The 18469-nt window shown below is 42.4% G+C and carries 15 protein-coding genes; 10 read left to right on the top strand and 5 right to left on the bottom strand.

Annotation, left to right across the window (positions count from 1 at the left end; translation table 11 throughout):
• The first annotated feature begins 114 nt into the window (after positions 1-114).
• Both AQPE_RS21125 and AQPE_RS21130 read left to right on the top strand, forming a co-directional pair.
• Positions 115-498: a Rieske (2Fe-2S) protein gene (locus AQPE_RS21125; RefSeq protein WP_318348466.1), complete on the top strand. Its 384-nt coding sequence runs from the start codon at positions 115-117 to the stop codon at positions 496-498.
• Positions 499-546: 48 nt separating this feature from the next.
• On the top strand, positions 547-3243 hold the full coding sequence (locus AQPE_RS21130; RefSeq protein WP_318348467.1) for a DUF4405 domain-containing protein: 2697 nt from the start codon (positions 547-549) through the stop codon (positions 3241-3243).
• A gap of 75 nt (positions 3244-3318) precedes the next feature.
• Here AQPE_RS21130 and AQPE_RS21135 read toward each other — a convergent pair whose 3' ends face one another.
• Positions 3319-4170 carry a sulfurtransferase gene (locus tag AQPE_RS21135; RefSeq protein ID WP_318348468.1) on the bottom strand — a complete coding sequence of 284 codons (852 nt, stop codon included), beginning with the start codon at positions 4168-4170 and terminating at the stop codon, positions 3319-3321.
• 173 nt (positions 4171-4343) lie between these two features.
• Between AQPE_RS21135 and AQPE_RS21140 the strand changes: the two genes are divergently transcribed.
• Entirely contained in the window at positions 4344-5048 is a 705-nt protein-coding gene (locus AQPE_RS21140; protein ID WP_318348469.1) for a Crp/Fnr family transcriptional regulator, read from the top strand.
• Between the two features lie 295 nt (positions 5049-5343).
• The gene (locus AQPE_RS21145; RefSeq protein WP_318348470.1) at positions 5344-7149 is read left to right on the top strand and encodes a hypothetical protein; all 1806 of its coding nucleotides are present in this window, start codon (positions 5344-5346) and stop codon (positions 7147-7149) included.
• Between the two features lie 68 nt (positions 7150-7217).
• On the opposite strand, the gene AQPE_RS21150 is transcribed toward AQPE_RS21145, so the two are convergent.
• The 4 genes from AQPE_RS21150 to AQPE_RS21165 form a co-directional block, all read right to left on the bottom strand.
• Positions 7218-10199 (bottom strand): PEP/pyruvate-binding domain-containing protein, encoded by a 2982-nt coding sequence (locus AQPE_RS21150; protein WP_318348471.1) that lies wholly within the window; start codon positions 10197-10199, stop codon positions 7218-7220.
• 443 nt (positions 10200-10642) lie between these two features.
• Positions 10643-11437 (bottom strand): FRG domain-containing protein, encoded by a 795-nt coding sequence (locus AQPE_RS21155; RefSeq protein WP_318348472.1) that lies wholly within the window; start codon positions 11435-11437, stop codon positions 10643-10645.
• A gap of 238 nt (positions 11438-11675) precedes the next feature.
• A complete protein-coding gene (locus tag AQPE_RS21160; RefSeq protein WP_318348473.1) occupies positions 11676-11942 on the bottom strand; it encodes a hypothetical protein in 267 nt (88 codons plus the stop codon).
• A 137-nt stretch (positions 11943-12079) separates the two neighbouring features.
• A complete protein-coding gene (locus AQPE_RS21165) occupies positions 12080-13069 on the bottom strand; it encodes a Gfo/Idh/MocA family protein (protein ID WP_318348474.1) in 990 nt (329 codons plus the stop codon).
• 193 nt (positions 13070-13262) lie between these two features.
• Between AQPE_RS21165 and lipA the strand changes: the two genes are divergently transcribed.
• The 6 genes from lipA (at position 13263) to AQPE_RS21195 (ending at position 18442) form a co-directional block, all read left to right on the top strand.
• Positions 13263-14126 (top strand): lipoyl synthase, encoded by an 864-nt coding sequence (lipA, locus tag AQPE_RS21170; protein ID WP_318348475.1) that lies wholly within the window; start codon positions 13263-13265, stop codon positions 14124-14126.
• Positions 14127-14258: 132 nt separating this feature from the next.
• Positions 14259-14909, top strand: a complete 651-nt coding sequence (locus tag AQPE_RS21175) for a ferredoxin--NADP reductase (RefSeq protein ID WP_318348476.1) — start codon at positions 14259-14261, stop codon at positions 14907-14909.
• 124 nt (positions 14910-15033) lie between these two features.
• Positions 15034-15696: a B3/B4 domain-containing protein gene (locus AQPE_RS21180; protein ID WP_318348477.1), complete on the top strand. Its 663-nt coding sequence runs from the start codon at positions 15034-15036 to the stop codon at positions 15694-15696.
• 3 nt (positions 15697-15699) lie between these two features.
• Positions 15700-16254, top strand: coding sequence for a 1-acyl-sn-glycerol-3-phosphate acyltransferase (locus tag AQPE_RS21185; protein ID WP_318348478.1), 555 nt, complete (start codon positions 15700-15702; stop codon positions 16252-16254).
• 80 nt (positions 16255-16334) lie between these two features.
• A complete protein-coding gene (locus AQPE_RS21190) occupies positions 16335-17114 on the top strand; it encodes an amidohydrolase (RefSeq protein ID WP_318348479.1) in 780 nt (259 codons plus the stop codon).
• Positions 17115-17266: 152 nt separating this feature from the next.
• Positions 17267-18442: a glycoside hydrolase family 27 protein gene (locus tag AQPE_RS21195; protein ID WP_318348480.1), complete on the top strand. Its 1176-nt coding sequence runs from the start codon at positions 17267-17269 to the stop codon at positions 18440-18442.
• Positions 18443-18469: the final 27 nt, after the last annotated feature.

Here is an 18469-nt window from a genome sequence, read left to right on the forward strand (position 1 = left end):
GAAAATAAAATGGATAAGCTTGGTTCAGTTATAAAAGTTGTAGATTTGAATCGCTGAATGTTATTTATAATGGGAATACAAAAACCGATATCGCGAAATACATTTTTTCGAGTTATGTCAGGCTTGATTTTGGGGCTGTTTGGCTGGATTTGGTATCGGCTTTCAGGCTTTCAAATTGAACATGAGAACCGAATGGAGTACCGGCACGGTCTGGATTTGCCGATGGGATTGAGCTATTACGAAAAATATTACCTGTTCAGGAGCGATCAATCGGTAAGGGCTTTCTTGACTAAATGTACCCATGCCGGATGCCGCATCGGTTTGGGAACAGAAACAACTTTGCAATGCAATTGCCATGGTTCCCAATTTGATGCTAAAACCGGAAATCCACTGAAAGGCCCTGCCATTAAACCACTTCAGGAAATTGAATGCCGGTATGATGAAAAGAATGGTCAATGGGTGGTGAGGATGAAAGAAAAATCAGTAAAAACCACATAGAACACATAGCTAAATTTTCTATGTGCCCTATGTGGTTCAACAATATACATGATGCGCCTACAAAAAGTAAAGAAGTTTCTACAATTTGATACGGCAGGATGGATCGCCAGTTCATCGCTGCTGATCTGTGCCGTTAGTGGAATTTTACTGGCCATTCCTTACGATTTTACACATGCGCATCAGTCTGTTTCTGAACTGCTTTTATACAATCCCGCCGGATCGCTGGTTCGTAACCTGCATTACTGGAGTGCACAGTTGTTTTTTATTTTTTCGGTTATCCATGTGTACGACCACATGTCAAAATCTACAGAAACCAATGTTCGAAATCGTCGTACCTGGCTGATTCTATGCCTTGCGCTGGGTTTTATGGGTTACGAAATGATTTCGGGCTTTATCCTGAAAGGCGATGCTGCGGGGATTCAGGCACAGCGAATTTTAGCTTCGTTGCTCGAATCGGTGCCTTTTTTCGGGAAACTTTTGAGTTCAGCTTTTACCGGGGTGGGTGAAAATAGTCAGGTTGTTTACATCCAGCATGTGGCTACCGGAACTATTTTGTTATTTATCGCCGTTTACGATCATGTAAAAACCATTTGGCCAAAGCGCAAATCCTGGCTTATTGTTTTTTCGATTATTCTGATTCTCAGCGTGCCGTTTCGGGCACCGCTTGGTCAGGCTGACAGTTCACAAGTTAAAGGTCCGTGGTTTTTCGTCGGAATTCAGGAAATGCTTCATCTCACTAGTCATCCGGTCTACATTATAATCCTGATTCTCCTTTTACTCATCATTATCTATTTTCTTCCACGCTTCCGGAGAAATTACAGAAGGCTGACTAAACGCATTTTGCTTGTGGCTGGCATTTTTTACCTGATGATGACATTGATTGCATTGCTTTTTAGGGGTGAAAACTGGGAATGGAAATCATGGAACGAAAACAAACTTTCCGAAGAAAGACTGCTGATTTTTGACCCGATAAATTTATTCAGTTCCAATGATCAGAAGGTAATTCCTGAAAATCAGAGGAGAGAGAGCTGTCTTCTCTGTCATGCTTCGATGAAAGGGTTGTCTGAATCGCACAATCCATCAGTAATGGGCTGTGTGGCTTGCCATAAAGGCGATGCATATGCAACTGGAAAAACAATGGCTCACCGGAACATGATCTTGGTGCCGGGTAATTTTTCGAATGTGCGGCAAACCTGCGGAACCAAAAATTGCCATGCCGATATTACGGACAGAATGCAGAAATCGCTGATGACCAGCCAAAGCGGAATTATTGCCGTTGATAAATTTGTATTTGGAGAATCAACTTCATTGAACGATACTTTTCACGTCAAGAATCTTGGGCATTCGGCTGCTGATACGCATCTGCGCAACCTGTGTGCGGGATGTCATCTGAGCATGGAAAAGACCAAAACCGGGAATGCCGACTGGCTCGAAAGGGGAGGTGGTTGCAACGCCTGTCATTTACACTATTCGGATGATGCCACGGCAAGCATGAAACGGATGCAGACCAAAACTTCCGGAGCAACTGAGGAAATTCATCCGACCATCGATATTCAGGTTTCGAACGACCGCTGTTTGAGTTGTCACAGCCGTTCAGGACGGATCTCGCTGAGTTACGAAGGCTGGAATGAAAGAGGAGAGGGGGCGCCCGAAAATAGTCATACACAAACTAAGGTTTTGCCTGATAATCGGGTTGTCGAATTTGTGCAGGCCGATGTGCATCATCAAAAGGGAATGGCCTGTGTTGACTGCCATACATCATACGACCTGATGGGCGATGGGAAACATCATACCCACAAGGAAGATGCGGTGAGTGTGCAATGCGTGGATTGCCATACCACTGGAAAAGCGAATTCGATAGCTGTTTCATCACTTCCTGATAAAGAATCGCAGATGATTGCATGGTTGCGCAAGACTGATCCAAAAACCAAAGTGGTGCTGACTACCAAAAATCAGCATCCGATCATGAATACCCGGGTTGATTCACTTGATCGCATTTTCCTGACGGATAAACTGACTGGGAAAGATCATGAGTCGAAACCTGCGGCATCGGTTTGCACCAAAGGGAAAGGGCACAGTCGGCTGAGTTGCGAAGCCTGCCACACGGCCTGGGTGCCGCAGTGCATTGGTTGTCATAATTCCTATGAGAGAGAAACTGCCGGATTCGATCTGCTGACGGGCAAAACCACGAAAAGTACCTGGGTTGAATTTGCCGGAAATAGTTTTGCTGAACCGCCAGTATTGGGCGTTAATTCGGTCACCAATCAGGTTGTGACTGCCATGCCCGGAATGGTGCTGAGCATTGACAAAAAGTCGTTTGAAAAGGGAAAAGGGAAAAGTTTTCATCGGTTGTATGCGCCAACTTCAGGACACACGACTCAACGCGAAGGCCGCAGTTGTAAATCGTGTCACAACGATCCGCTGGCGATTGGTTTTGGACGCGGTGAGCTGATTTTTAAACAGGCAGGAAATGTCGGTAACTGGACGTTTGAGCCGAGGTTTGCACTCAATCCGAATGATAATTTGCCTGAAGATGCATGGATCGGATTCCTTCAGGAAGCCAAACCACCTTTTGCTACCCGAGATTGGCTGCGGCCATTCAACGTTTCCGAGCAAAAGCGGATTCTGGAAGTTGGCGCCTGTCTGAATTGTCACGATGAAAAATCAAAAGTGATGAATCAGGCATTGGAAAATTACGAGCAAACACTGGCCAGACGAAGTAAAAATTGTGTTTTGGTGAAATAAAATATTCCGGATAATCTGAAACGAAAAATGCCGGGAAATCCCGGCACTTCAAATCCTTATTTTTTAATGCAATCCTTATTTGACAATCTGATTTTCCGGGTTTGACGACCAGTCGGCATACGAACCGCCGTAATATTGCACGTTCTGGAAACCGGCGATTTCTTTTAGCCCAACGAGTAAAGTCGATGCTTTTACGCCAGAATTGCAATACACCACGATTGGTTTTTCAGGTGTGGCGCCAAATTTAGAAGCGGCAGCAATAATCTCGTCTTTGGTTTTAAAAGCTCCGGTTGGGGTGAGTACTTCCCGGTAGTTCATCCACACGGCTCCGGGAATGTGTCCTTTGCTTTTCTTGGCAGCATCAACGCCATTAAATTCTTCTTTCTCGCGACCATCAAGCAAAAGCGTTCCTTGTGGCAGGTTTTTCACTTCGTCCATAGTGAGCGATTTGTATTTGCTTTCGGCTAACGCAAAAGTAGTTGGCTTGGCTGTTGCCGGATTTGAATTCAGTACCAGTTGGGCAGCGGCAAACTCTTTGGCATCAACATGTAAACTCCAAACATCAGCGGCTCCAAGCGATTTCAGGATCCACCAAACACGGTTGTTGTGCTTGTTCGACTCGTTTTCGTACACCACAATTTTGGCGGTATTCGAAATGCCTTTCTTTCCAAGGATTTCGGCTAGTTCAGGAGCCGGTCTTAGTTTTCCTTCTACGGCGTTGGGTTGGTACAATTCTTTAAAAAACAAACTAATAGCGCCTTGTACATGTTTTTTGGCGTACACATCAGGAGCATTTACATCGACGATGACCAGGTTTTTATTTGTTTTAAGTTCGTTGGCCAGATCTTTGGCTGAAATGACCGGACTCTGAGCAAACGAATGGATGGCCATTAATGCCAAGGCAAAAGCGAATAATTTTTTTAGCATGTTTATCGTTTTTAGGATTTATAAATTGACGGTTTTTTTATAATCTCTGCACAAAGTTAGCGGTTAATTCAAACAAAGCGAATTTGATTTATATAGATTTTAAAACTAATTTCGGGCAGATAAAACTGATGCAACGCAGTTTTTTTTGTGAGGTATTAATTTTTATATAAAACATGAACGAACCAATTGAAGCTAAAGGAATAAGCCATTGTTCAGTATTTGATTCTGAAAAAAGTTGGTACGACTTATTGTCGGATGATGAAAAAATACTAATTGATAAGCATTCGGTTAGCATTAATTTTAAAAAGGGAGAGACTGTTTGTAAACGCGGTGCATTTGCTTCGCACATCTATTACATGGAAGATGGTTTAGTTAAAGTTTACCTTGAAGAGAAGAATAAGAATCTTATACTTATGCTTGCCATCCGCAATAACTTATTAGGCATGGCAGCTATTTTTGATGGAAACGATAAATTGCCATACTCCGTAACGGCATACACTGATTCGAGAATCAGAATGATTGACATCAATGTATTCAGGCAGATTTTAAAACAGAATGCCGATTTTTCTTTTCATGTCATTAATCTTCTCAACGAAAAAACCGCACAGATTTATGGCCGCTTCTTCTCTTTAACTCAAAAGCAACTGCACGGGCGTTTAGCTGATATTCTGTTGTGTTTAGCGAACCGGATATTCCAAAGCAATTCGTTTGAGTTGCCGCTTTCACGTGCCGATTTGGGCGATTTAACTGGCATGTCGACAGAAAGTGTCATCCGGATGATGAAAGAATTTAAGGATGATGGCCTGATCGGGATGCATTGCAAAAGTATTGAATTGCTCGATATTGCACGATTGGAGCGTATCAGCGAATTTGGTTGATTAAATTGGTATGCAGTAACTTTAAATCCTGACTGTTTTTTCAGGAATCTCCTTTAATTTTTTCAATTCGGTTTTAGAAATGACACGACTGTCAAAAAACTCAAATTATTGAAGTGTTTTTTTCGACTATCTACAGCATTTGTTAAAAAAGAGTGCGGAATTCTCCGTAAACTGACATTCCGTTACAAAAACATGATTTTTTTCCGCTTTTCTTTTATCGAAATCAGTATTTGTACCTCAAATTTTAATCTGAATAGACTACTTTTACCGCCTTTAATAAATTAGAAAATTGAATATGAGTTTTCAAAATAATCCACACACTTTTCATATCCCTGTTTTGGGCTTGTGCTACACCATGGATACACCAATAAAGGTGGCACATTATGGAATATCATCTGCTATTTCGCTGGTCGACGATATTACCATGGAAAAACTAAGGGAATTTTATTGTCAGAAGTTCAATCTGCCTTTTCAGTCGATTCCTACAAAAACTGAAGATCATCGGGCAAAACGGATCACAGCTTACCTGAATACTGTTCAGGTAATTGTGAAACAAAAGTTCGAGAACCTGAAAAATTCAGTTTCCCAAAAGGAAGAAGAGCTGGAAAAATACATCGCCATGTTGCCTGATATGTCTGAAATCAAACAGAAATTCAATCAGATGATCAATACTGCCGATATGAAGCAGAAACTGTCAGAATGGTTGAAAGAAAACCTGGTGGCTGGCGAAATTGATGTCAACATCATGTCGAAACTCGATCGCGATAACTTTAAGGATGGCGAAAAGCTACCATCCATATACAGCGATGCCCAGGCGTCGTTGCGCGGTTTCGCTTTGAGCGATTTAAGTTCTTCGTTGGTACTTTCTGCCGGAATGAATCCACGTTTGTACAGCTATTTGGAAGAATTCGAAGATTTTTATCCGAATGCTCAAATGGAACTGAAGAAGAAAGTCATACTGAAAGTTAGTGATTACCGTTCAGCTTTGATTCAAGGACGTTTCCTGGCTAAGAAAGGAATATGGGTCTCCGAATACCGTGTTGAATCGGGCTTGAATTGCGGAGGTCATGCTTTTGCAACCGATGGATTTTTGATGGGGCCGGTCCTGGAAGAGTTCAAACAAAATAAAGAGCAATTGATTGAAACCGTTCACGATATTTATGTGAAAGCGTTGGCCGAGAAAGGAAAACCGGTTCCTGAAAAGCCATTCCTGATGAAAATTACAGCGCAGGGTGGGGTAGGCTCTAACACAGAACACCAGTTCCTGCTCGATTATTACAACCTTGATTCGATTGGGTGGGGCACGCCTTTTTTGCTGGTTCCCGAAGCGGTTACTGTTGACGAACAAACCCTGGAAGTGTTGGTAAATGCCAAAGAAGAAGATCTTTACATGAGCGATGTTTCGCCTTTAGGTGTAATTTTCAATAATGTTCGGGGAACTGGCATGGATTTGAAAAAAGAGGCTCAGAATAAAGAAGGAAAATACGGTTTTCCTTGTGTGAAAAAATACCTGGCTTTGACTCCGGTTTTCACTGAAGAAGGCACCTGCACCGCTTCAAAGGAATTCCAGCGTAAAAAAATTCAGGAATTGAAAGAGCAGAACCTGAATGCAATGGAATTTGAAAAGGAACTGAATAAAATTACAGATAAAGCATGCCTATGCAACGGACTTACCGCTTCGTCGCTAATGGAATATGGTTTAGATACCAAGATTGAAGGTACAGCAGTAAGTATTTGTCCGGGACCTAATTTGGCTTACTTTTCAAGCACTTATTCGCTGAAAAAGATGGTTGACCACATTTATGGGCGTACTAATGTTATGGAACGTACCGATCGTCCCAATTTATTTATGAAGGAACTCAGTATGTATATTGAATACCTGAACGGTAAACTGGAAGAAACGGTTAAACCATTCACCGATAAGCAAAAGAAGCACTTTGTGACCTTTCAGGAGAACCTGAACAAAGGTGTTGAATATTACAAAGAGCTGTTCCAGAGATGCAAAACGCAGTTGGAAGATTCTACTTCGAAGAACAACCTGATGGCTGATTTGGAAAAAATGAAACTGGAGCTTGCCAATTTAAAGGCAAAACTGGTTTAAAATGTTTCGGGTTACGGGTTGTGAGTTACGGGTTTATGCAACCTGTAACGCGCAACCCGTAACTATTTTTACTCTATCGAAATCAGCGCTTCGCGGTTTTTCCCATCCATAATTATATGGAGAGGCTTTTCGAACGAAACATGTTTGATGTATTTACCTTCCTCAATTACCGGTCTGTTTTTTAAGATTTCCATGTTGATATTTGAATCAGATGAATTGTGCGGAATGGTAAAATAGCCCACATTCATAGAAGTTACATTGTGGAAAAAGTGCGAACCCAGCGAACCATCCAGCGGAAAATCTTTCAAGCCCATCTCGACAATAACCCTGGCCTTTGAAATGTTGGCCCAGGCTACCGGAATTCCGGTAAACGGATCGCGTGTACCCCAGCGCCCGGGACCTACCAGGATGTATTCTTTGTTCAGGAAATCCATTTTACGGTTAAACTTGCTAATCTCAACTGCAATTTCACGTGTTTTCATTTTGTCGAAACGATCAGGGTCAACAAAAATGACGTCCGTTATTCCCGAAATAATTCCGTTACCCATTCCTCTTCTGGCAAACATGATTGTTTTTTCAGGATCTACATCACCAACATTTACAGCTAGTTGGTCGTCGCGGCGGATTAACGGTTTAATTTGAAGCAGGTAAAATGTAGGAAGCTGGTTTTCTCCGTTTTCCAGATCAACAGCATATTCTATTTCAACAGGCGAACCCATTGCTTCGCGGAACAGTTTCAGCAGCAAAGTTAGGGTGTTTGCCAACGGAATGTGTTTGTATTTGAGTATGTTGGCAAAATCAATTACCCGAAGTCCGGGACTGTCGATGCCCGGAATCAGGCAATCATTTTCATAATCGAAAACCGAAGCACAGTGCTGTAAAACTCCATCTTTTTCGGCTGACGAAATTTTCATCTTTTTAATTGCTGCATTTTCGCCACCATTTTCGAGATCAAACTGGGTATGATCCATGTCGATGGAATAGAACTCCTTTTGTGAATCACGAACCAGGTCGTGATCGCTTAACGTATTAATTTGTGGATATTTCGGACAGAAACGATAGGCATTTTCGCCCCCAACAACGTACATTCCCAATCCGATGGCAGCCACAGCAAAACCATCTTCAGGCTCCATGTACGAAACAGGGTAGAAATTGTACGATTGCGCGACTCCGCTGATGGATGGGTAATAGTGATCGCTGTACTGATGGCCGACAACTTCCTGGATGATTACAGCCATCTTTTCCTCTTCTATTTTGTAATCGACAGCCTCGAAATACGACATGGCCGACTCAGTAAAAATACTCGCGTAAACCAGTTTTATAGCTGTTTCAAGTTGTTGAAATCGAATAGCGATATCGGGGTGGTTGTTTGGAATTAAATAGGTTGAGTACACTCCGGAAAACGGCTGCATCAGCGAGTCTTCAAACAGGCCGGAAGAGCGGATTGCCAATGGCTTCTTCATCTTCTCAAGATAGCTGTATAAACGTTTCTGAAGTTCTTCGTCAAATTGCGATTCGAGGAAAATAGTTTTAGTCCGTTCATAGTCGTTGCTCGAGTATATCTCCTCGAACATGTTGTTGTTCTCCAGAAACTTATCGAACTCGCCTGCCCCTATGACTGCAGTGGCTGGTATCCTAATGTTCATTTCAGGAATAATCTGGGCAAAATCAATGTTTTCCAGAAAATTGCACATAAAAGCCATACCTCGTCCTTTACCACCCAGCGATCCTTTGCCCAGCCGCACCACAAACCGGTTGCCCGAAACTAGTGTTGGGTCAAAATTGATAATCGTACCCCGAAGTTTCTGAATTCGCTCCTTTGCGAACACATTCAGACAAAACTGGCGCAGCTCGTTTGCATTTTTAAAGTCTTCCAGGCGCCTGGGCAACAATTGCTCGGCAATATTTATTTCTCCTCGCGCCATCAGCCAGGTCGAGAATGAATTTCGCTGGCCATGATAAGTTAGCGCCGACTCTGGGATAATGCGGAACATTTCCTGAAATTCGGCCATGTTGTGTGCAATCATAATCGGATTTCCATCAATGTCCTTAAAGGCAAAATTTCCGAACCCCAGGCGTTTATAAATGAAGTTGTGAATATCGAGCGATAAGCTTTCGGAGTTTTTATTGATGAAATCGGCTCCCACATCGAGTGCCTTTTGCGCATTGTTTACATCATGACTTTGCAATAAAATTGGAATCTGGAAGCGCAGAACCGAGCTTACATATTTGAGAATATCAACACCGGCTTCTTCGTCGTCAACTCCGTTGCGCGGAAATTTCACGTCCGAAATTACTGAAAGGAGGTATTTTTGATATTTATTGATAGCTATAACAGCTTCTTCGTAACTGCTTACCAAAATTACTTTCGGACGGCCACGCAATTTCATGATTTTGTGCAATTCATCAGCCGATTTGTCTTCCACAAGGTTTTGTGTTTGCGTCATGATGTTGGTGTACAGCATGGGCAAATACCTCGAATAATACTGTATGGAATCTTCAATCAGGAGAACAACCCGAACATTTCCGTTTAGAGTGTCCGCCTCCACATTTTTTTTGTCCTCGATGTACTTGATCATGGCCAGGAAGACGTTTGAGTTTCCATTCCAGACAAATACCCGGTCAATCGATTCAATTTTAGTTGATGAAGTCTGAAAGTAACGCAAATCGCCATTGTTATTAACTAATAGGAGAATTGGCACTTGTGGTTTGATTTTGTAGATGGCATCGGCAGCCAATATCGGAATGCTTTTATCGACCCCAACCATAATAATTACAAGCTCAAACTCGCGGGTTTTTATCATGCGCAAAGCTTCTTCTTCGGAATTTACACTGGTGAACCTGGGGTAAGTGTAGAGATTTAGCTGAAGGAATTCCCCAAAAATTTTATCGGTGAATTGTCCTTCCCGAACAATGGAATAGCTGTCGTAAAGCGTTGCCAGCAAAAGAATTTCTTTTACTTTGGTCGGCATTAGTTCCTGAAAGATATCCCGATCGCTTTTTTTTAGTTTGTATATTGATGAAAGAGTTACTGAATCAATGTTTTCCATTTTGACGGTTCTTTGAGAATGTGAATACCACGATTACGATACCGAAAAGTATAAAAAATCCGTCTGTAAGTACACAGAATAAAGATGTTTTAAAATTTTGCGGAAGATGTTTTTACTTACAACCTGAAATAAGTAATGAGAAAAATTTATTGTCGTACTTTTAAATGTACTCACCCCTCCGTCCGCAAAGCGGACGTTCCGCCCCTCTCTCGCGAGAGAGGGGCCAAGCCCCGAGCACTCGGGGCGCGGGGTGAGTCGGGATAAAAACACGAATTCAAATGCGACATTATTTCATTCCTATTATTTAATAAGCCTATGTCGATGGAGACGATACTTATTTCACTACGGATGCATTTACTGATAACCGTTTCGCAAAGAAGAAACAGCCGCTTTTTAACGGGAAAGGCCTGATTTGCTTGCTGCTTACGTAAAAGTGACTGCGGTTAACTTACCGGTTTATAGTGTCGTTTCAGCCATTTTGCCAGCCCATCTAATCCGGGAAAAAGAACCCTTTCTGTAATATTTGCCTGATCGAGTTTATCGCGAACTTCGAGTTTTAATTCTTTGGGGATAATAATTCTTCGGTACAAATCGGGATGTTGGATCAACCATTCGTCGAGTATCGCAGTCGGATTATTCATGACCGAGAACAGGGCAAACTGGTTGACGATGCGTTCGTCAAGCGATGGTGGCTCAAAAAACAGTACCTGGTTATCCGTAAATAGCCGGTCAAAATCACCTAAGGAAACTATTTTTTCGAGCATCTCAACCGTGAACGCATTGCATTTCTCTTCAGCCAAACCGTTACTCAGCGGGCTGGGAACCAGTTGATTTACTTTTACAAAATCAACTTTCCAGATTACACCATCGGTATCGTATCTTTCCGTATTGGCAGTGGCAAAATGCATAGCAATAAACGGCGAATAAGTCCAGTCAATCAGCCTGGTGGGCAAACCGTGATGTTGCGCTAAAACGAGTGCCCTCCAGAAAGTTCGTGTAAGCCGGGGATCGCTGTTGATTGAATATTTTCTGAAATTGCGGAGCAGGTGATACTCCAATTCGGGCTTTTCTCCACAGTTTCGCAGGAAACTGTTTTTTAACTCATAATTCAAATCCGATAACCCTCTGAAAGCATAGTCAGAACGGTACCTGCCCATTTCCGGCTTCCACGAATCATGATAAACTTCTTCGCACAATTGCTCCCACGATCGTATGATTATATCGTTCTGTTCAATCATTTATTCAATTTTAATGACAGGTAAATATAAACATTCAACGCGTAGGTCGTTCCGGGGTTTGGGTATAATTTAATGGGAGTTCTTTAAGAGTATTGTGTTAATTCGCTTTTGACGGTTCGTCATCCCGAACGTTCGACTGAGCTCACGTCGAAGGCTTGTTTCGGCATCTCTAGTTCGGTTGAGACCCCGAAATAAATTCGGGGTGACTGGGACTTGACAAAGCCAAGCTAATGCAACACTAAGATCGAGGAAGGGTATGGTTCTTTTGCGTTTTGGCAGAAGGCGATATCGGGCGAATATTCTTTGTTTCGACCGAAATTGCGGTGTCTTTTTTCTGCAATTCAGGTTTTACCTCAAGTGGTTGAGCGTTTCCTTTTTGTTCAGGAAATACTTTTGTTTTATCGATTGCAGTAGGCGTGCTTAACGACGATTTAATCTCAACATGTGAAGTGAGTTTTAGCCCCAACAAATAAAAAACGGATACACCGAAAAGAAATAATCTCATGGCTTGTGTTTTTAGATGAACTAAATTACACCAATTCTTTTAGATTTCGTTGCGTTCTTTTGGCAGAATACCTTGTTTTTTAGTGAAATGCCTGTTTTGCGGTGCGAACTGTACAAATTACAATATGAACGACTAAATTAATCGTGCTTCGGAAATACAATTCCGGCATCTTTTCGAACCCAATCCATGATTTCCATCAGATCGGATGAGAAATTTAAAGGCATCCAGTCGCTTTCTGTTTTTCCGGCGTCGAGGCATTCCATCACATGCGCAGCTTCCAGTTCATAACCAAATCCGGCGCCTTTTTCAAAAGTGATTACTTTTTCTTCTTCCCAATTTTTCCAGTAAGTGAGCGAAGTTGGTGTATAGAATCGCCTGTTTAACCGGACAAATCCGTTTTCGAACGAAAATTCAGTTTGTGTGGATGAATAGGATGCAAAACTCGAAACCAGGGAAGCAATTTCTCCTCCCGGATAACTGAACGACATCATGATCGATTCTTCGGCTCCGGTAGGACAAAACCTGGCCATGGTTTTTATTTCTGAAGGTTTTCCCAGGGCCATTAGCGACATGAAAATCGGGTAGATTCCGATGTCGAGCAGTGAACCTCCGCCCAAATCAACATTGTACAAACGTTTCTCCGGATTGTATTCGGCATTGAAAGCAAAATCGGAATGAACCATTTTCAGGGCTCCCAATTCTCCGGAATGAATAATTTCCAAGACTTTCAGGAAACTGGGTTGAAACCGGGTCCAGAAAGCTTCCATCAGGAAAGTCTTGTTGCGTCGGGCGGCTTCAATCATTAAACCAACTTCTTTGGAATTGATGGCAAATGCTTTTTCGCACAACACCGCTTTTTGGTGGTTCAGGCACAATAAAGCATGTTCGAGGTGATGGGAATGCGGAGTCGCAATGTACACCACGTCCACTTCCGGGTCGTTTACCATTTCTTCGTAACTGCCGTACGCTTTTTCAAAGCCCAGTTCGGAGGCAAATGACTGTGCACTTTCCAGCGAGCGCGAGGCTGCTGCATAAAGTCGGGCGTTGGGGCAAAGTTTTAAGTCGGTGGCGAATTTACGGGCGATTTTGCCGCATCCTAAAATGGCCCAATTGTATGTTTTGCTCATGATGGTTTCGTTTTGTTGGTTGCGCAAAATAACTAAATTTCCTGATCTCAACTCTAACGAGCTAATATTTATTCGTAGTGGGGTATTCCAGACTTGTTTGTAATTTCTTCGATTGTTAATTGATGTTTTTGTTCAGGTGTGGTGAACTTCATTCCCCGAATTCTGTTTGTAGGACAAAACTCAAATGATTACAATGACAGAATTAAAAGCGGAACGGGAACGATTGCCGCGATGGATGAAATCTCCACTGCCTAAAGGAGAAAGTTACCTAAAAGTGAAGCGTTTAATAGCCGACCACCATTTAAATACGATATGCACCAGTGGAAATTGCCCCAACAAAGGTGAATGCTGGAATGCCGGAACAGCCAGTTTTATGATTCTGGGCGATAAATGTACCCGCAATTGCCGGTTTTGCTACGTGCAGAATGATGTGCCTGAACCTGTCGATTGGTTCGAACCGCTACGTTTAGCCAAAACCATACAAACGCTCGGGTTAAAACATTGTGTGATAACTTCAGTAACCCGCGACGATTTAGCCGATGGAGGCGCTGAATTTTGGGCAACAACCATTCGCAAAATAAAGGAACTGAACCCTGAAACCACTATTGAAACACTCATTCCGGATCTGAATGCGCAACCCGAACACCTGCAAAAAGTGATTGATGCTGCTCCTGATGTGATTTCGCACAACATGGAAACCGTTCGCCGTTTGACGCCGAAAGTCAGGAGTACAGCGCGCTACGACCGAAGTTTACAGGTTATTTCCATGATTTCAGCTGCCGGAATTGTATCAAAATCGGGAATTATGGTTGGTTTGGGCGAAACCGAAAGCGAGGTCTTGCAAACCATGGACGATTTACGATCAGCAGGCTGCAAAGTTCTTACCATTGGACAATACCTTCAACCCGACTCGAATTTGTTGCCGGTTCAGGAATACATTACTCCTGAAACTTTTGAAAAGTACCGGACAGAAGGCATGAAACGTGGATTTTCGTATGTCGAAAGCAGTCCATTGGTGCGGTCGTCGTATCATGCAGAAAGGCATGTGAAAGGATAGTCTCAATGCTCAGTCTCAGATAACCAAAAAAAAATTGCGGGTTACGAGATGCGAGTTACTTGAAAATCTCGAACATGCAATTTTGCAGCATAACCCGCAACGCGGATCACGCATCACGAAACACATCAAATAATGAAACGTCAAAAACATATCGTTCAAAAAGTTATCAACCTAACCCCTGAAACATTTATCATTCGGCTCGACCGCGGAGATTTTCAATTTGAACCCGGTCAGTATGTGGTTATTCGCATTCCAGATCAGAATAAAGGAAGAGAGTATTCCATTTACAGCGGCATCAACGACGACTACCTTGATTTTTTGGTTCGTGAGATTCCTGAAGGTGGATTTTCGCGCTATCTGAGGCATTTGTTACCTGGTTCCGAGCTGGATGTTGAAGGCCCAAAAGGTTATTTTATTCTCGATGAGAAAACCAGGAAAGGGCACAAAGCCATGCTAATTGCAACCGGAACAGGGATTTCGCCATTCCATTCGTATGTGAGATCGTATCCTGATCTGAATTTTCGGGTTTTACATGGAGTGCATTTTGCAGATGAAGCCTATGGACGAGAATCTTTCAATCCGGATAACTATTTGTTGTGCACTTCCCGAAGTGATGGAGGTGACTATTTTGGGCGCGTAACCTATTACTTGAAGGAAAATAAGATTGATGCTGATACCATTTGTTACCTCTGCGGAAACTCCGAGATGATTGACGAAGTTTCAACCATTCTGGAGAAATACGGTCTTCCTCCTGAAAATATCCGAACCGAAGTGTTTTTTTAAACCAAAAAATCCTGAATTCATTCCTGAACTCAGGATTTTTTTTGCATTGAATCTATGTTCTATGCTAAATTCTTATTTTTGTGACTACACGAATACTCAATCATTAAATTCAATAGCTCATCGCATGAGAACGATTAGTATCAGTAACGAACTCAAAGAAGGTTGTCCGAAATTAAGGCTGGGCTGTGTTGAAGCCAATGTGAATGTGCATGAGTCTTCCGACGAATTATTGACTGAGATGAATGGTCAGATTCAGCGAATCAGTCAATCACTTGCGATTGAATCCATCAGTAAAATACCAACAATTTCAGCTTCGCGTAAAGCCTACAAAGCTTGCGGAAAAGATCCGGCACGTTACCGTTTGTCGGCCGAGGCTCTGTTACGTCGGGTTGTTTCAGGAAAAGGATTATATCAAATCAATAACGTGGTTGACCAGTTAAACCTGGTTTCAATAACCACTGGCTTTTCGATTGGAGGATATGACGCTGATCAGATTCATGGAAATGTTGTCTTTGGAATTGGTCGATCGGATGAGCCCTATTCCGGAATTGGACGAGGAGAATTGAATATTGAAAATCTGCCTGTTTTTCGGGACGATCATGGTGCTTTTGGTACGCCAACCAGCGATTCTTCGCGAACAGAAGTGCGTGAACAAACCCGACGTTTTCTGATGATCCTGATTGATTTTGAGGGTGATCACATTCTTGAAGGAGCGCTGCAAATGGCTGAACAATTTTTGAAAACCCATTGTCAGGCTGAAAACGTTGAAATAAATATTGTTGATTAAAATATGTGGAGAGCTTGTTGTAAGTTTGCATTGAAACTGTGGGGCTGGAAGACTGTAAATGGTGTAATGCCACATCAAAAAGCAATAATTATAGGTGTTCCACACACCAGCGCCTGGGATTTTGTCATATCATATCTTTATTATACATCGGTTGGGGGAGTTGCCAACATCATGATTAAAAAGGAATTTTTCTTTTGGCCGTTGGGTATTTTACTCCGGAAATTGGGGGCAATTCAGATCGACCGAACCAAAGGAACAACCGTGGTGAAGCAGATCATAAAGGAGATGAATAGTCGTGAAACCATGCATCTGGCTATTACTCCTGAAGGAACACGCGAACGGAATAAACGTTGGAAGGCTGGGTTTCATACCATCGCTAAAGCGACCGGAGCGACGGTTTATCTTGGCTTTTTCGATTTCGGACGGAAAGAAGTAGGTTGGCTGGAAACGTTTGAATTAACTGATGATGCAGAGGACGATATTCGGCGAATGAAAGCATATTATCGTACCCGGGGAGTTGTTGGTAAACATCCGGAATGGTTTTCGGCGGAAGAGTAATTATTTGAAAGTGCCTGAAGTGAGCTAGAGTTCGAAGTGCCTAAAGTTGAAAAATATAAACCATATAACTCTTTGACCATATGACTCAAGAAACCTTACGAATTGCAGTATTTCAATTTGATTTGGCCTGGGAAAATCCTGAAATCAATCGGATAAAAATTGACGAATGGCTCCAGAAAGCTAACCGAAAAATGGATGTTGTTTTTCTTCCTGAAACATTTTCAACCGGCTTTTCTATGAATGTTGAACTTGCAGAATCCATGGATGGTGAAACGATACAATGGATGAAAGCACGGTGCGCTGAGCATCAGCTTGCTTTGTGTGGAAGTTTGATCATCAAAGAAAACGAACAGTTTTTTAATCGTTTAGTGTTTGTAGAGCCTTCAGGAGAAATACATTTTTACAACAAACGCCACCTGTTTACCATGGCTAGCGAAGAAAGTCACTTTCAGCCTGGGACTGAACGGTTAATTGTGAATTACAAAGGTTGGCGGATTTGTCCATTGATTTGCTACGACCTGCGTTTCCCCGTTTGGGCAAGGAACAGGAATGAATACGATATTTTGGTGTATTCGGCCAACTGGCCTGAATCGCGAACTGAAGTTTGGAATACCTTGCTAAAAGCACGAGCCATCGAAAATCAGGCATACGTAGTTGGGGCAAACAGGGTAGGAGTGGATGGAAGTAATATTCTCTATTCAGGAAACTCGCAACTAATCGACCCGAAAGGAACTCAACTTTCGGCAATTGCTGATCACCACAAGGGTATTGTTTTCGCTGGATTTTCGCACAAAGAATTGATGGAATTCAGGAAAAAATTCCCGGTTTTGAACGATGCCGATTCATTTTCATTACAATAGAGTTTACTATAAAATGCGGCCTGGTATTTTGTTGTCTATATGTCCATGCTTCCCGAAGATATGTCCATTTAAGAACATTGATATTTATGGATCTTGCATCGCATTTTTAAAGTGGCATTAAACTCGTTTCTATCTTATACTAGCTTTTAGATATGAAAAAAATAATCTGGACAATTCTCCTTGGAATAACGTTTCTCGGAGCCTCAGCACAAAAGTTTGATCAGCTTGCCAAAACTCCACCAATGGGTTGGAACAGTTGGAATAAATTTGCCTGTAACGTAAGCGAAAAACTCATCATGCAAATGGCTGACGAAATGGTTAGCAGCGGTATGCAGGATGCCGGATATGAATATGTTGTAATCGACGATTGCTGGCAGGTTGACCGCGACGAAAATGGTGAAATTGTTGTCGATAAAGACCGCTTTCCACACGGAATGAAATATGTAGCTGATTACGTTCACTCCAAAGGCTTAAAATTCGGAATCTATTCTTGTGCCGGATCAAAAACCTGTGCCGGACGACCAGGTGGAAGAGGTCACGAGTTTCAGGATGCCCGCACATACGCCAGTTATGGAGTTGATTACCTGAAATACGATTGGTGCAACACCACTACTCAGGAAGCAAAATCTAGCTACACAACTATGCGCGACGGCCTTTTCGCCGCTAAACGACCGATTGTGTTTAGTTTGTGCGAATGGGGCACTGCCAAACCCTGGGAGTGGGCCAAAGAGGTTGGTCATTTGTGGCGGACTACCGGCGATATTGTCGACCGTTGGGATTCGATGATTGATATTTTGGATAAAGAAAAAGATCTTGCAAAATATTCCGGTCCTGGTGGCTGGAACGATCCGGATATGTTGGAAGTTGGAAATGGCGGTATGACAACCGAAGAATACCGGACTCACTTTTCGTTGTGGTGTATGCTTGCAGCTCCGCTGATGGCTGGTAACGATCTGGGAAATATGTCGCCCGAAACCGCTGAGATATTGAAGAATGCTGAAGTAATTGCGTTGGATCAGGATGTTTTAGGCAAACAAGGTTTTTGCTATCGCGATAATGGCGATTACGAAATTTGGATTAAAAAACTGGCGAACAATGAAAAGGCAGCCTGTTTATTAAATCGTAGTGATGAAGAAAAAACGGTTCAGGTCGACTATAATGTTTTATTGAAAGCCAATGATAATTATTGGGCATCAGAACCATACAAACTCGAAAATTACAAATTGCGCGATTTGTGGGAGCACAAAGAAGTTAGCCTCGAAAAAAGCACTGTTTTTGTGAAAATGCCACCGCACTCGGTAAAGGTTTACCGTTTTCTAAAAAAATAAATGACTACCAAACTTATACATTTTAGA

Origin of the sequence: Aquipluma nitroreducens (assembly GCF_009689585.1) — a bacterium.
In the GTDB taxonomy this organism is placed as follows: Bacteria; Bacteroidota; Bacteroidia; order Bacteroidales; family Prolixibacteraceae; genus Aquipluma; species Aquipluma nitroreducens.

Excerpts from the sequence above, each read along its gene's own strand:
- AQPE_RS21125 (WP_318348466.1), top strand. The coding sequence starts at position 115 with ATGTCAGGCTTGATTTTGGGGCTGTTTGGCTGGATTTGGTATCGGCTT.
- AQPE_RS21130 (WP_318348467.1), top strand. The coding sequence starts at position 547 with ATGATGCGCCTACAAAAAGTAAAGAAGTTTCTACAATTTGATACGGCA.
- AQPE_RS21135 (WP_318348468.1), bottom strand. The coding sequence starts at position 4,170 with ATGCTAAAAAAATTATTCGCTTTTGCCTTGGCATTAATGGCCATCCAT.
- AQPE_RS21140 (WP_318348469.1), top strand. The coding sequence starts at position 4,344 with ATGAACGAACCAATTGAAGCTAAAGGAATAAGCCATTGTTCAGTATTT.
- AQPE_RS21145 (WP_318348470.1), top strand. The coding sequence starts at position 5,344 with ATGAGTTTTCAAAATAATCCACACACTTTTCATATCCCTGTTTTGGGC.
- AQPE_RS21150 (WP_318348471.1), bottom strand. The coding sequence starts at position 10,199 with ATGGAAAACATTGATTCAGTAACTCTTTCATCAATATACAAACTAAAA.
- AQPE_RS21155 (WP_318348472.1), bottom strand. The coding sequence starts at position 11,437 with ATGATTGAACAGAACGATATAATCATACGATCGTGGGAGCAATTGTGC.
- AQPE_RS21160 (WP_318348473.1), bottom strand. The coding sequence starts at position 11,942 with ATGAGATTATTTCTTTTCGGTGTATCCGTTTTTTATTTGTTGGGGCTA.
- AQPE_RS21165 (WP_318348474.1), bottom strand. The coding sequence starts at position 13,069 with ATGAGCAAAACATACAATTGGGCCATTTTAGGATGCGGCAAAATCGCC.
- lipA (WP_318348475.1), top strand. The coding sequence starts at position 13,263 with ATGACAGAATTAAAAGCGGAACGGGAACGATTGCCGCGATGGATGAAA.
- AQPE_RS21175 (WP_318348476.1), top strand. The coding sequence starts at position 14,259 with ATGAAACGTCAAAAACATATCGTTCAAAAAGTTATCAACCTAACCCCT.
- AQPE_RS21180 (WP_318348477.1), top strand. The coding sequence starts at position 15,034 with ATGAGAACGATTAGTATCAGTAACGAACTCAAAGAAGGTTGTCCGAAA.
- AQPE_RS21185 (WP_318348478.1), top strand. The coding sequence starts at position 15,700 with ATGTGGAGAGCTTGTTGTAAGTTTGCATTGAAACTGTGGGGCTGGAAG.
- AQPE_RS21190 (WP_318348479.1), top strand. The coding sequence starts at position 16,335 with ATGACTCAAGAAACCTTACGAATTGCAGTATTTCAATTTGATTTGGCC.
- AQPE_RS21195 (WP_318348480.1), top strand. The coding sequence starts at position 17,267 with ATGAAAAAAATAATCTGGACAATTCTCCTTGGAATAACGTTTCTCGGA.